General features: G+C 63.6%; 15 protein-coding genes. 7 read left to right on the top strand and 8 right to left on the bottom strand.

The features are described from left to right. Window positions 1-446: 446 nt before the first annotated feature. Together flhA and BLR13_RS24065 are read left to right on the top strand one after the other, a co-directional pair. Window positions 447-2,579: a flagellar biosynthesis protein FlhA gene (gene flhA / locus BLR13_RS24070; protein WP_074818831.1), complete on the top strand. Its 2,133-nt coding sequence runs from the start codon at window positions 447-449 to the stop codon at window positions 2,577-2,579. A gap of 315 nt (window positions 2,580-2,894) precedes the next feature. After that, complete coding sequence (locus BLR13_RS24065) at window positions 2,895-3,095, top strand: hypothetical protein (RefSeq protein ID WP_074818835.1); 201 nt, start codon at window positions 2,895-2,897, stop codon at window positions 3,093-3,095. A 426-nt stretch (window positions 3,096-3,521) separates the two neighbouring features. Here BLR13_RS24065 and BLR13_RS24060 read toward each other — a convergent pair whose 3' ends face one another. From BLR13_RS24060 to fliI, 4 genes are all read right to left on the bottom strand, one after another. After that, complete coding sequence (locus BLR13_RS24060) at window positions 3,522-4,394, bottom strand: anti-sigma factor (RefSeq protein WP_074818838.1); 873 nt, start codon at window positions 4,392-4,394, stop codon at window positions 3,522-3,524. A gap of 27 nt (window positions 4,395-4,421) precedes the next feature. Beyond that, on the bottom strand, window positions 4,422-4,967 hold the full coding sequence (locus BLR13_RS24055) for a sigma-70 family RNA polymerase sigma factor (RefSeq protein ID WP_074818841.1): 546 nt from the start codon (window positions 4,965-4,967) through the stop codon (window positions 4,422-4,424). 177 nt (window positions 4,968-5,144) lie between these two features. Then, the gene (fliJ, locus tag BLR13_RS24050; RefSeq protein WP_074818845.1) at window positions 5,145-5,564 is read right to left on the bottom strand and encodes a flagellar export protein FliJ; all 420 of its coding nucleotides are present in this window, start codon (window positions 5,562-5,564) and stop codon (window positions 5,145-5,147) included. A gap of 109 nt (window positions 5,565-5,673) precedes the next feature. After that, complete coding sequence (gene fliI, locus BLR13_RS24045; protein ID WP_074818847.1) at window positions 5,674-6,999, bottom strand: flagellar protein export ATPase FliI; 1,326 nt, start codon at window positions 6,997-6,999, stop codon at window positions 5,674-5,676. Window positions 7,000-7,365: 366 nt separating this feature from the next. On the opposite strand from fliI, the gene ctrA reads away from it, so the two are divergent. The 5 genes from ctrA to BLR13_RS24020 all read left to right on the top strand — a co-directional run bounded on the left by ctrA (window position 7,366) and on the right by BLR13_RS24020 (window position 10,526). Next, window positions 7,366-8,067 (top strand): response regulator transcription factor CtrA, encoded by a 702-nt coding sequence (gene ctrA / locus BLR13_RS24040; protein ID WP_015688285.1) that lies wholly within the window; start codon window positions 7,366-7,368, stop codon window positions 8,065-8,067. Window positions 8,068-8,218: 151 nt separating this feature from the next. Then, window positions 8,219-8,623: a DUF350 domain-containing protein gene (locus tag BLR13_RS24035; protein ID WP_074818850.1), complete on the top strand. Its 405-nt coding sequence runs from the start codon at window positions 8,219-8,221 to the stop codon at window positions 8,621-8,623. Between the two features lie 2 nt (window positions 8,624-8,625). Next, window positions 8,626-9,036: a hypothetical protein gene (locus BLR13_RS24030; protein ID WP_074818854.1), complete on the top strand. Its 411-nt coding sequence runs from the start codon at window positions 8,626-8,628 to the stop codon at window positions 9,034-9,036. Window positions 9,037-9,147: 111 nt separating this feature from the next. Next, on the top strand, window positions 9,148-9,369 hold the full coding sequence (locus BLR13_RS24025) for a hypothetical protein (RefSeq protein WP_074818857.1): 222 nt from the start codon (window positions 9,148-9,150) through the stop codon (window positions 9,367-9,369). Beyond that, complete coding sequence (locus BLR13_RS24020) at window positions 9,369-10,526, top strand: glutathionylspermidine synthase family protein (RefSeq protein WP_074818861.1); 1,158 nt, start codon at window positions 9,369-9,371, stop codon at window positions 10,524-10,526. The genes BLR13_RS24025 and BLR13_RS24020 overlap by 1 nt, the downstream gene beginning before the upstream one ends. Window positions 10,527-10,652: 126 nt before the next feature. On the opposite strand, the gene BLR13_RS24015 is transcribed toward BLR13_RS24020, so the two are convergent. The 4 genes from BLR13_RS24015 to BLR13_RS24000 all read right to left on the bottom strand — a co-directional run bounded on the left by BLR13_RS24015 (window position 10,653) and on the right by BLR13_RS24000 (window position 13,674). After that, a complete protein-coding gene (locus BLR13_RS24015) occupies window positions 10,653-11,525 on the bottom strand; it encodes a CheR family methyltransferase (RefSeq protein ID WP_074818865.1) in 873 nt (290 codons plus the stop codon). Then, complete coding sequence (locus BLR13_RS24010; RefSeq protein ID WP_074818867.1) at window positions 11,522-12,682, bottom strand: protein-glutamate methylesterase/protein-glutamine glutaminase; 1,161 nt, start codon at window positions 12,680-12,682, stop codon at window positions 11,522-11,524. Before BLR13_RS24010 ends, BLR13_RS24015 begins: the two co-directional genes overlap by 4 nt. A gap of 80 nt (window positions 12,683-12,762) precedes the next feature. Continuing rightward, window positions 12,763-13,128 (bottom strand): response regulator, encoded by a 366-nt coding sequence (locus BLR13_RS24005; protein ID WP_074818870.1) that lies wholly within the window; start codon window positions 13,126-13,128, stop codon window positions 12,763-12,765. Window positions 13,129-13,200: 72 nt separating this feature from the next. Next, window positions 13,201-13,674, bottom strand: coding sequence for a chemotaxis protein CheW (locus BLR13_RS24000; protein WP_074818873.1), 474 nt, complete (start codon window positions 13,672-13,674; stop codon window positions 13,201-13,203). Window positions 13,675-13,676 lie beyond the last annotated feature (2 nt).

Genomic DNA, 13,676 nt, shown 5'->3' with positions numbered 1-13,676 from the left:
TTCCTGAAGGCGAAGGTCACCACCGAGGCCGTATTGTCGCCGCTTGTTGAGACATGGATTGCTTCGTCGCGGAGCCTGTCATCGGGCGCGCATTCGCGCGATCCGTTGGCTCCTCGCAATGATGGCGAGAGAGCGGAGGTTCGCCGTCATTCCGGGGCGATGCGCAGCATCGAACCCGGAATCTCGAGATTCCGGGTTCGCTTCGCGCCCCGGAATGACGGGAGGAAGCCGTCGGCCTCGGAATGACGCCAAAGTGGCCCCCGTTAACCCTTTGCTAACCATGCACCCGGCAATAATTGCCGGGTGAAGTCGAGTGTCGTCGATCGCGTAAAACGGGAGAACCCGTGGACGCCAGTGCGGTACCTCACTTTCGGACCGTCGGCCCTCCGGCCGTCGCGCAGACGCTGGGCGGCCGCGGCCGTCACGCGCGGGGAGGGGCTGCAACCATGGTCGACGTCACGGCGGGTCAAGGCGCGGGTACCGGCAACGGTTTCCCCAGCCTCGGTGAAATCGGCGATATCCTCAGGCGCGGCGATCTGGCGCTGGCGTTCGGCGTTCTCACCATCCTGGTGGTGCTGATCCTCCCCCTGCCCTCGATCGTCCTGGACCTGTTTCTGGCGATCTCGATCACGGTCTCGATCCTGATCCTGATGACCTCGCTGTTCATCCAGGCGCCGCTGGAATTCTCGTCGTTTCCGACCATCCTCCTGATCTCGACCATGCTGCGGCTGTCGCTGAACATGGCTTCGACCCGGTTGATCCTGTCGAAGGGCCATGAGGGCACCGCCGCCGCCGGCCACGTCATCGAGGCGTTCGGCAACTTCGTCATGAACGGTAATTTCGTGATCGGAATTATCGTGTTCGCGATCCTGGTGATCGTGAACTTCGTCGTCATCACCAAGGGTTCGGGCCGCATCGCCGAAGTCGCCGCCCGCTTCCAGCTGGACTCGATGCCGGGCAAGCAGATGGCGATCGACGCCGACCTGTCCGCCGGACTGATCGACGAAAAGACCGCCAAGGCGCGCCGCAAGGAGCTGGAAGACGAAAGCGGCTTCTTCGGCGCCATGGACGGTGCTTCGAAATTCGTCCGCGGCGACGCGGTCGCGGGCCTTCTGATCGTCTTCATCAACGTCATCGGCGGCATCATCATCGGCGTTGCACAACAAGGGCTCTCCTTCGGCGACGCCGCCCGCACCTATACCGTGCTGACCGTCGGCGACGGCCTGGTCACCCAGGTGCCGGCGCTGATCGTCTCGACCGCGGCGGGCCTGCTGGTGTCGAAGGCCGGCATCACCGGTGCGGCCGACAAGGCGCTGATGAAGCAGCTCTCGGGTTACCCGCAGGCGCTCGGCATGTCGGCCGGCGTGATGCTGGTACTGGCCATGCTGCCGGGCATTCCGATGCTGCCGTTCCTGGCCCTCGGCGGCGGCGCTGCGGCGCTGGCCTGGAAGGCGCGCAACCACAACCGCAGCACCAAGGCCAAGGCAGCCGCCGAATTGGCCGCCCCCGAGCTTGCGGCAGCGGCCGCGACCGCCGCGGCGGAAGAGCCGATCGCCACCGCGCTCAAGATCGACGATCTCAAGATCGAACTCGGCTACGCGCTGCTGCCGCTGGTCAACGGCCCCGACGGCACCGACCGCCTGACCGAGCAGATCAAGGCGCTGCGCCGTTCGCTCGCGGTCGAAATGGGCTTTGTGATGCCGGCGGTGCGCATCCTCGACAACGTCCAGCTCGAGGCCAACACCTACATTATCAAGATCAAGGAAGTGGACGCCGGCACCGGCAAGATCTGGCCGAACCACTTCATGGTCATGGACCCCGCCGGCAACCAGGTGGCGGTGCCCGGCATTCACACCGTCGAGCCGACGTTCGGCCTGCCGGCGACCTGGGTCGATGCCGCGCTCAAGGAAGAAGCGTCGCTCAAGGGTTATACGGTGGTCGACTCCGCCACCGTGCTGTCGACCCACCTCACCGAACTGCTCAAGAACAACATGTCGGACCTGCTGTCCTATGGCGAGGTGCAGAAGCTCCTGAAGGACCTGCCGAAGGAACAGGGCGAACTGGTCAAGGACATCGTGCCCAGCGCCGTCTCGATTTCGGGCATCCAGCGCGTGCTTCAACTGCTGCTGGCCGAGCGGATCTCGATCCGCGACCTCTCCACCATCCTCGAAGGCATTGCCGACGCGCTGGCGTTCTCGCGCAACCCGGCGACCATGGTCGAGCACGTCCGCGCCCGGCTGGCGCGGCAGATCTGCGCCCAGAACACCTCCCACAACGGCTATCTGCCGCTGATCGCGCTGTCGGCGCGGTGGGAACAGGCGTTTGCGGAATCCATCGTCGGCACCGGCGAGGATCGCAGCCTCGCGATGCAGCCGTCCAAGCTGTCGGAGTTCATGACCGCCGTGCGTAACTGCTTCGAGCAGGCCGCCCGCGAAGGCGAGGCGCCGGTGCTGGTAACGTCGGCGGCGATCCGCCCGTTCGTGCGCTCGCTGGTCGAGCGTTTCCGGGCCCAGACCACGGTGCTGTCGCAGGCGGAAATCCACCCCCGCGCCCGGCTGAAGACGGTCGGCAGCGTTTGAGCAACGCAAATCAGCGCAAGAGGCGGCGAAGCTTTTTCGCCACAGGCAAACGCTTTGTTGGAATCGGGCCGGCCGGCGCGATTTCTCCCCGCCTGGGGAAAATATCAAGCAAGATATTGAAATAACTAATAAATATTACTTTTCAGACGGCCGATGCGAGCCGACCAGTCGCGCATCTTCAAGTCTTTTCACCGCCTTGTGATCGGATCTGTGGAACGAAAGCGGGAATTCCTACGTTTGCTGTGCGGAGACGTTGAACCGGCCTGTGTTCGAGACCGACGAAATTCACAGGCGGGAAGGCGGCAGGAGACTTCCATGAACCACTCGATTTACAGCGCAGATCGCACGACCCATCTCAAGATCGTGGTTGTCGCACTTGTCGCGGGCATTCTGGTCGCCGGGTTCAGCATCTCGACGCGCACCACTTCGGATGAAGGTTTCACCCAGACGGCGCGAGTCATGAAGGCCGGCAAGCCGGTCGTGGTCACGAGTTCAGGCAGCTCGCTCGTCCGGTAAGGCAACGTCGTACGGTATAAGGAATTCACGAATTCACGCGGCTCTTTATAGCCCCCCAAAGTCGCCACGTGGATATTTAAGACCCCAACTACCCCAAGTTGACTGAGAAAGCGCCCGCTCCCCACGGGCGTTTTCTTTTTGTGCGCTGATGAAACGGCGCAACCTCATGGTTCGAGACGGCGCTTCGCGCCTCCTCACCATGAGGAGATAGCATGCTGGCGCGTCCAGACTCAGCGCGTCACCCCCACCGACCTCATCCTGAGGAGCAGGCGAAGCCTGCGTCTCGAAGGATGGCTGCAGACGCGCTTTTCATGGTTCGAGACGCGCGCGGAGCCTGTCATCGGGCGCGCGTTCGCGCGACCCGTTGGCGCCTCCTCACCATGAGGAGCTACGCGTCATGAGCGGTTAGAGATCGCTGCGGGAAAACTAGCGCGCCGCGGGCACGGTCTCGATCAGCTTGCCGGTATAGATCGGCGTCGAGTGCGGCTTGCCGTCGGGCGAGCCGCCGGCCTGTTCGACCGTCACCGCATAGGTCGCGGCGTTGATCGTATTGGCGTCGTAGGACGCCAGCACCGGACGCGCGGTGAAGTCGCCGGCGCCGATCACGCCGAGCGAACGCGGCTGCGGCAGCCGGTCGGAGATCAGCCACAGCTCAAGACTCTTGCCGGCCTCGACGGCGTCAGTACCGACCTTGCGCACCGTGAAATTCTTGGTCGCGGCATCGACCGTCAGAATGAACGCGGGCGAACCGCCGTCGCGCTGCAGCAAGGCGACATATTGCGCCGAGGGCACAGCCGGCGGCGCCGGCGTCTTGACCTCGACGGTCCGGATCCGCGGCTTGGCGCGAAGCCCGTCCGGTAACAGGTCGGGCTGATAAATCTGGATGGCCAGCATCGCGACCAAGGCAGCCGCCAACGCGGTCGCAACCGAAGCCAGCGTCTTCATGCGCTTCAGGCGCCCCGACAACTGGATGACGTTGGAATCGTCCGGCGGACTGACCGAGACCGGCACCTGTTCGACGACGGGAGCGACCGGCGGCGTCGCCTCGGGCAGCACCAGCGGCGCCTGCTCGCCGGAATGCCCGATCGCAGCCTTGATGTTTTCCCACACGATCGGCCGCGGCTCGACCGAACCGACCATCTGGTTCAGCACGCCGAGCCGGTATTCCCAGGCATGGACCACCGTCGTGAACTCGGTGTCGACGGCCATCATCATCTCGACCTGCGTACGCTCGCCGGCATCGAGGGTGCCGAGCGCGTATTCCGCCGCGAGTGCGATATGGTCTTCGCTATAGGCCATCGTTCAAAGTCCAGACACCCAAAATTCCTAGAGTCCGAGACATTCCCGGATATCCATCATGCTGCGGCGCAGCCACGTCTTCACCGTATTGACCGGCGTCTCGAACTTGGCAGCAAGCTGCTCGCGGCTCCAGCCATTGTAATAGGCCAGCAGCACCAGCTTCTGCCGATCCGGCTCCAGACGCCCCACGCACTCCAGCAACCGCTTCAACTCTTCCGTCATCTCGCGCCGCGCCAAGGGATCGGGTGAATCGGCCGCGACTTCCATCGCGGTCGGCTCCTCCTCGATCGACGTCTCACTCTTCTTGCGCACCACGTCGATCGCCCGGTTGCGCGCGATCGATGCCATCCATGTAATCGGTGAAGACAGGCCGGGATTGAACTGTCCGGCACTGTTCCAGATTTTGACGTAGGCCTCCTGAATGACCTCCTCGGCGAGATCCTGTCGCCGCAAGATACGGAGCACCACGCCAAAGAGTTTCGCGCGCGTGGCGGCGTAAAGGCGCTCGAAAGCAGCCTCATCCCCCTTCGCCACAGCGGCAATCAGCCAGACCAGCTCAGCTGGCGTCAGCATTCAGCGTCCCCCAAATCGCGATCCCCCCATCGCGGCTTACGCCGGGAGCAATCGAGCACCTTCGTAGCATACCTTGCGTCAAACCAGCCACCAAGTCGCGGGTTCCGCCGGATCAACAAGGAAAAGCCCGGGCGTTGCAGCCCGGGCTTTCGATCGTTGGCAACCGGCGGTGGAGCGTCAGGCGATCGCGCCGATGCGGGCGCGCATCAGGCCGATTGAGTCCATGTCGGCCTGCTCCCGCGCGCTCTCCTCGGCGCGTTCGCGCGCCTGGTCACGCTCGTCGAGCAGTTCGACCTTCTTGAGTTCCTCGAACGCCTCGCTGAGCAGGCTCTTGGCGTCCTCGAGCTGGACGCGCAGTTCGTCGGCGGAGCGGGTCAGGTTTTCGCGGCGCTGGATCGCCGCCTTGGCGTAGGTCGGATAGGCGAAATGGGTGGGATCGTTGATCCCGGCCCGGTCCTGTTCGGTCTGGATTTCGCGCTCGAGGTCGACCGACATGCGCTGGAAATCGGCGATCATGCCTTCGATCTGGGTGACCCTTCGGCGCTTTTCATCGACCTGAAATTTCTTCAAGCGGATCAGCGTTTCACGTGACTTCATCGACTCATACTCCCCAGAAGTCCCAATTTTATACGCGGGACAAAGCCGGCTCCCCCCTGGGCCCCGCCGGCATGGCTAATCATGTGCCGGGGATGATGGCCTGACAAAGTTAGCGTTCCGTTTCCAAATTTGTCAGGATTTCAGCCAATTGGCGGTAGCCGTCGGCGAGGCTTGAATTTTCGTCCCTGGACTGGCGCAGGAAACCTTCCAGCGGCTCGTGCAGCCGGATCGCCTCGTCGACCTCCGGGCTCGAGCCCGCGCGATAGGCGCCGAGCCGGATCAGCTCCTCCATGTCGGCGTAGGTCGCCATTACCTGGCGGCCCTTGGTGATCACCGGCAGATAGGCCGGATCGGCCGACCGCGGCATGGTGCGGGACACCGATCTGAGGATGTTGATCGCCGGAAACCGTCCGCGCTCGGCAATCGAGCGCTGCATCACGATGTGGCCGTCGAGGATGCCGCGCACGGCGTCCGCGATCGGCTCATTATGATCGTCGCCGTCGACCAGAACCGTGAAGATCGCAGTGATGGTGCCGACGCTGATGCCCGGCCCTGCCCGTTCCAACAGCTTCGGCAGCTCGGTAAACACGGTCGGCGTATAGCCCTTGGCGGTTGGCGGCTCGCCGGCGGAAAGCCCAATCTCGCGCTGCGCCATCGCAAAGCGCGTGACCGAATCCATCAGGCACAGCACGTCCTTGTCCTCGTCGCGAAAATACTCGGCGATCGCCAGCGTCAGATAAGCCGCCTGCCGCCGCATCAAGGCCGGCTCGTCCGAGGTCGCGACCACCACCACCGAGCGCGCCAGGCCGGCGTCGCCGAGATCTTCCTGCAGGAATTCCTGCACCTCGCGGCCGCGTTCGCCGATCAGGCCGATCACGGTGATGTCGGCATCGACGTTGCGCGCCAGCATCGACAGCAGCACCGACTTGCCGACGCCGGAGCCGGCGAAGATGCCGAGCCGCTGGCCGCGGCAGCAGGTCAGGAAGGTGTTGAGCGCGCGCACCCCGAGATCGAGCGGCGCGCCGACGCGCTTGCGCGAATGCGCCGGCGGCGGCGAAGCGCGATACGGCATCGGCGACGGACCCTGCACCAGCGGCCCCTTGCCGTCGATCGGCTCACCCATCGCGTTGATCACCCGGCCGAGCCAGGCCGGCGACGGCCGCACCTGGTTCCCGGCACTGGCGATCACGGCGCGGCAGCCGCGCCGGACGCCTTCGAGGCCACCGAACGGCATGACGACAGCGTTGCTGCCGGAAAAGCCGATGACTTCGGCCGGGATAAAACGGCTGCCGCCGGTTTCGATCACGATGCGGGCGCCGACCGACATCGCGTGGATCGGCCCCGCGATCTCGACCATCAGTCCGCGCACGCCAACCACACGGCCATATATATTGACGCCGTCGATGTCGCCGATCTGCTCCGCGAGGGCCTTCATTGCGAAAACCTTAAGTTTCCGCGCTTTAGAGCCCGGCGCTTAACCTCGTGTTTACCCGCATCGTTAATCATTACGTCACTGTCTTTGGTGACTGAGAGCGCTCGGCCGACAGAACGAAGGTCGAGTCGCGGGAGTCGGTTAGTTCCGTCTCTTAAAGTGGAGCTTGAACGAGAACGGTAGGGAAAAGCTGCTTCGACGCAATATCTTAGGGCGATTCGATAAAAATTGCACTGATAGAGCTTGCGAACGTGAATCAGATTTTGTTAACCATATGTCGTCAGGATCCGAATCAGTTGTTCAAAGGCGTTTTGAGTGCCGCAAGTGCGGCCGACCTGACGCCCGGAGCGGCGACGATAGGGGACTGGCATGCGCGTTTTGCTGATAGAAGATGACAGCGCCGTCGCGCAGTCGATCGAACTGATGCTCAAATCCGAGAGCTTCAACGTCTATACGACGGACCTCGGAGAAGAAGGCGTCGATCTCGGTAAGCTTTACGATTACGACATTATCCTTCTCGACCTCAACCTGCCCGACATGTCCGGCTACGACGTGCTCAAGCAGCTCCGGGTCTCGAAAATCAAGACACCCATTCTGATCCTCTCCGGCCTCGCCGGCATCGAGGACAAGGTCAAGGGTCTCGGCGTCGGCGCCGACGACTACATGACCAAGCCCTTCCACAAGGACGAACTGGTCGCCCGCATCCACGCGATCGTGCGCCGTTCCAAGGGTCATGCCCAGTCGGTGATCCAGACCGGCGACCTCGTGGTCAATCTCGACACCAAGACGGTCGAAGTCGGCGGCCAGCGCGTACACCTGACGGGCAAGGAATACCAGATGCTGGAGCTGCTCTCGCTCCGCAAGGGAACTACCCTGACCAAGGAAATGTTCCTCAATCACCTCTATGGCGGCATGGACGAGCCCGAGCTGAAGATTATCGACGTCTTCATCTGCAAGCTGCGCAAGAAGCTCGCCAACGCCTCCGAAGGCCGCAACTTCATCGAGACCGTGTGGGGCCGCGGCTACGTGCTGCGCGAGCCGCACGAGCAGGAAGAACGCATCCCCGCCTAGACTTTACGGGTTTACAGCGAGCCAGAAGGCTCACTCCTCCCGACTGGACCCCGCCGCAAATGGCGGGGTTTTTGTTTGGGATTGAACCGTCACTTCGCGTGCACCGACCAATGGTGCCAGCCTGAGGGCTGGTCGAGTCGGGGCACGTCGAATGATCCTACAATCCCTCGCCGGGCTGCCGGCGTTCTTGGTCTATTTCTGCACGGCACTGGTCGCCGTCGTCGCCTACCTGTTCGTCTACACCCGCGTCACGCCGCATGATGAGTTCGCGCTGATCCGCGCCAACGATCCGGCGGCCGCGATCGCGCTCGGCCTGAGCCTGCTCGGCTTCGTGCTGCCGGTGGTCTCGGCCATCGCCCATTCCGCCAACGTGGTGGATTGCCTGATCTGGAGCGCGATTGCGCTGATCGTGCAGATCGCCGTCTATTACATCGTCAAGATCCCGGTGCCGAACCTGTCGGCGCGGATCGCGGCCGGCGAACTCGCCGCCGCGATCTGGCTCGGATTGTCATCGCTTGCCGCGGGCGCGCTCAACGCCGCCTGCATGATCTACTGACCATGACCGACAAGCCCTCCCCTGAATTCGGCAAGCGCAGACCGGTCGGCACCCCGCTGATCACGCCGGCGCCGGTGAAACGCTCCGGCCATGTCGCACTGTTGCTGATGGGCACGCTGGCGGTCGGCGGCGGCGCCTATGCGCTGATGCCGAGCGAGAGTTGCCAGCAGACACCGCCGGGAATGGCGGCATCGACGGAATGCCAGCCGCGCGGATCTTCCTCCGGCGGCCACAGCGGCTCGGGCGGCGGTTCCTCGCGCAGCAACTTCTTCTCAAGCAGTTCTTCCTCGGGCGACTCTTCTTCGAGCCACGCGGGCTCGGGCGCTTCGGAGTCAGGTTCGGGCGGCGTGCAACGCGGCGGCTTTGGTTCGTTCGCGCATGCCTTCGCCGGACATTTCTCCGGCGGCGGCTGAGTGCCCGCACGAAGCCGTGAAGCGGCGGGCTTTCGCTTGCGTCCGCTTGTGCAGGTGATGGAAACTACCGGCTGACCGGAAAACGGAAACCGGAAAACAGGGATCGCAACCATGAAACGTTCGCGCCGGGTGGTGCTGACATTGATGGGAAGTGCCGCGATCGGTGCGGTGTCGATGGGGCTGGTGCCGCGACAGGATTGCGGACCGGGAAATGAGGCCGTCCCCGGCCCGGACGGACGCAGGTATTGCCGCGCGACCTACCGCGGCTTTGGCGGCGCACCGGGCAGACTGCATGGTCACGGTCATGGCGGACACGCGCATGGCGGCGGTTGATGCAGCGCATCGTCTGCCCTGAACGCGACGACTGGCGTGCGACCGCCGAAAGCACCGGCTTCGATTTTCACACCATCGACGACGAACGTTATTGGGACGAGCGCGCCTACTACGCGTTCACGCTCGATGAGATCGAACGCGGGATCGAGGCGCCCACCGCCGAAATCGACGCGATGTGCCTCGAACTGGTCGGCCATGCTGTCGACGACGAAGATTATCTGCGCCGGCTGAAGCTGCCGGAAACGTTCTGGCCGCTGATTTCGGAAAGCTGGCACCGCGACGACGGCAGCCTCTATGGCAGGCTTGACCTGAGTTTCGGCGCTCACGGCCCCGCAAAACTGCTGGAATATAACGCCGACACGCCGACCTCGATCTTCGAAGCGGCGGTGTTCCAGTGGACCTGGCTCGAACAGGCGATCGAACGCAACATCATTCCGAAGCGCGCCGACCAGTTCAATTCGATCCACGAGCGGCTGATCGAGGCCTGGAAGAAGTTCGGCGGCGCGCATCACCTGCATCTCGCAGGGATGACCGAGGATGCCGAGGATGCGGGAACGCTGGCCTATCTCGAGGACACGGCCTCGCAGGCCGGATTGAAGACCACGCTGATCGACATCGAAGACATCGGGCTGCGCGACGACGGCCAGTTCGTCGATCTCGACGACCGCGCCATCGAACTCGCCTTCAAGCTCTATCCCTGGGAGTGGATGTTTCACGATGCGTTCGGCGCGAAGCTATTGAGCGCGCCGACGCGCTGGATCGAGCCGCCATGGAAGGCCATCCTGTCCAACAAGGGCATTCTGCCGCTGTTGTGGGAGATGTTTCCGAACCATCCCAATCTGCTGCCGGCCTATTTCGAGGACGATCCGAACGCCGCCCGCCTCGGCACCTCGTTCGTGCGCAAGCCGCTCTATTCGCGCGAAGGCGCCAATGTCGCGCTGGTCAGCGCCGGCACCACGCTGGTGGAGCAGGAAGGACCGTACGGCGCGGAAGGATTCATCCGGCAGGCGTTGGCGCCGCTGCCGAATTTTTCCGATCAGTATCCGGTGCTCGGAAGCTGGCTGGTCGACCATGAGCCATGCGGCGTGTCGATCCGCGAGGACGAGAATCCGATCACCGGCAATACGTCGCGGTTCCTGCCGCACGCGATTTTGTAGGCCATAGCATTTTCGAGCGAAGCATGCCCTCGGACTTGATCCGTGGGTGGACGTCGGTTCGCGTAAAGAAAACGCGTCAAAACAAAGGAGTAGTACCAGTCTCGATGTCGTAAGAACCGGAAGAAATCAACGCGCCGCGGATGCGACGGCCCTGAGCCCGAGCGACGCAACGCCGCCGCGCGCGGCCGGCGTGACGTTCGAGCAATAAAGTCCGCGCCGGTCCGGAAACGGCTTGAACGCGTTGGTGATGCCGACCACCGACTCGGCCGCGCCCAGCGCCAGCACGCCGTCGGGCTCGATCATGCGCGACATCCGGTCGAAGATGTTGATCTTGGTGGCCTGGTCGAAATAGATCAGGACGTTGCGGCAGAAGATGATGTCGAACGTGCCGAGATGGGAGAAATCCTGCAGCAGATTGAGCTGGCGAAACTGCACCATGCTGCGGATGTCGGCATTGAGCTGCCACAGCTCGCCGTTCTGCGTGAAATACTTCACCAGCATCTGGATCGGCAGGCCGCGCTGCACTTCGAACTGGCTGAAGACGCCGGCTCTGGCTTTTTCCAGCACGCCGAGCGAGAGATCGGTCGCGACGATCTCGGTCCGCCAACCCGACAACATCGCACCGGCTTCCTTCAGGCACATCGCGATCGAATACGGCTCCTGCCCGGTCGAGGAAGCCGCGCACCAGATCCGCAAAGCACGGCGGGCCGCGCGCGCCTGCGCCAGCGCCGGAAGCACCGCTTCCTTCAGATGATCGAACGGCACCTTGTCGCGGAAGAAGAACGTCTCGTTGGTGGTCATCGCCTCGACCACTTCGGCGACCAGCGGCTCGGCGCCGCTCTTCATTTTCGAGACCAGTTCGGCAATGCCCGGCAGACCCGACCGGCGCGCCAGCGGCGCCAGGCGGCTTTCCACCAGATATTGCTTGTCAGCCGACAGGTCCAGTCCGGAACGCTCTTTCAGAAGCTTGCGCAGATACTCATAGTCCAGAGGCGTCACGAACGATCTCCCGAAAACAGTCGGATCAGTTTCGGCGCGATCTGATTGAGCGGAAGGATGGCGGCGCAAATGCCGGCATTGGCGGCGGCGCCCGGCATGCCCCACACCACGCTGGTGGCCTCGTCCTGGGCGATCACGCTGCCGCCGGCAGCGACGATGTCCTTGCCGCCGCGCATGCCGTCGGAACCCATGCCGGTCAGGATCACCGACATGACGCCGCCCTGCCAGACATCGATCGCCGAGGTGAACAGCGGATCGACCGCGGGCTTGCAGAAATTCACCGGCGGACCGTCGTCGAGCGCGATCGCGGCGTCGGCGCCGTGGCGCACGACGCGCATGTGGCGGCCACCCGGCGCCAGATAGATCTGCCCGGCCCTGACGATCTCGCCGTCGACGGCTTCACGGGCCGGACGGCGGCTGGAACGCGCCAGATGCTCGGCGAGAATCGTGGTGAAGGTCGGCGGCATGTGCTGGGTGATCAGCACGGGAAAGCGGTCGATCACCGGGCCGATTTCCGTGACCAGCGACATCAAGGCCTGCGGACCGCCGGTCGATGAGCCGATCAGGAGCACGCGCGGCGCCAGCATACCGAACGGCCGGCGCATCAATTGCGTCTGCGCCACCGGCGCTGCCGCCGGACGGGCCGTGGCCTCGCGCGCAAGAACCGGGGCCAGGGACGGGCTCGCATGCGATACGGTGCGGCGGACCTTGGCGCCGAGATGGCGGATCTTCTGAATCAGGTCGTGGTGAAAGATATCGGCCGCGCCGGCCTCGCGCGTGCTTTCCGGCTTCGGAATGTAATCGGACGCGCCGAGCGAAAGCGCCTTGAAGCTGATCTCCGCGTTGCGGCGGGTCAGCGTCGACGCCATGATGATAATGAGGTTGCGCTTCTTCGCCAGCAGTTGCGGCAGCGCGGAGATGCCGTCGAGCTCCGGCATTTCGATATCGAGCACGGCGACGTCGGGGTTGACCCGCTCGATCTGGTTGACGGCGTCGAGACCGGTGCGCAGGGAGGCGGCAACCTCCATGTCCGGCTCCGCACCGATCCACCGCGAAATCATGCCGCGGATCACGACGGAGTCATCGACCACCATCACGCGCAGCTTTTCCTGGCGTGTCGACGTGGGGGCCGCAGGACTTGTCAACGCAATACTCATTACTTCACCGAAACGCCACGAGGTACAATCAACAAAACAAAACCGGAGGCCGTTCGGCCGCCGGATCGCAAGCATAAGGATCAGATCAGTCCGACTTCCTGGAACTTCGCGGTCACGATGTCCTTGTCGAACGGCTTCATGATGTATTCGTTGGCGCCGGCATGCAGCGCGCGCGCGATATGCGCGACGTCGTTCTCGGTGGTGCAGAACACCACCTTGGGGGCGTCGCCGCCGGGCATGCGGCGCAGATTGCCGAGGAATTCGTAGCCGTCCATCACGGGCATGTTCCAGTCGAGCAGTACCGCCTCGGGCATGGCACGTTTGCAGGCTTCCAGCGCCTTCTCGCCATCCTCGGCTTCGATGATCTGGAAATCGAGACCTTCCAGAATGCGGCGCGCGACCTTTCGAATGACGCTTGAGTCATCGACGACCAGACATGTTCTCATTTTTCTGCCCTCTACTTCCCAATCCCTTAGAAAGGGACGTTTCCGTTCCAGGTTCGTTTCGCAGCTTGCTTGTTATGCCGCCATCAAGTCAGGCACGATTTCGAGGACGCGATCGACGTCGAGGACGACCATGAGCTGGCCGTCGAGCCGGTGGACGCCGCCGGCGAGCTTGGCCATGCGGGGATCGAGGTTGACGGGATTTTCCTCGCGGCTGTCGTCGCGGAGTCTCAGAACCTCCCCGATCTGGTCGATCAAGAGGCCGTAGGACTCGCCGCGCAGGTCGACGCCGACCGCCATCGGCGGCTTGCCGTCTTCGTTCTTCGGCAGGCCGAGCCGGGCGCGCATGTCGACCACGGTGACGATGCGGCCGCGCAAATTGAGCACGCCCGCGATCTCCGCCGACGACAGCGGCACCCGCGTCAGCCGTTCCGGCATGAACACGTCCTGGACGCGGGAGATCGGCAGGCCGAACAATTGCCCGCCGATCACCGCGGTGACGTATTCGGCCACGGTGCCCTCGATGGTCTCGGTCTTGGTCGTTGTCATGA

This window comes from Bradyrhizobium ottawaense (assembly GCF_900099825.1).
In the GTDB taxonomy this organism is placed as follows: domain Bacteria; phylum Pseudomonadota; class Alphaproteobacteria; order Rhizobiales; family Xanthobacteraceae; genus Bradyrhizobium; species Bradyrhizobium ottawaense_A.
This window is presented reverse-complemented; position numbering and strand designations above follow the sequence as displayed.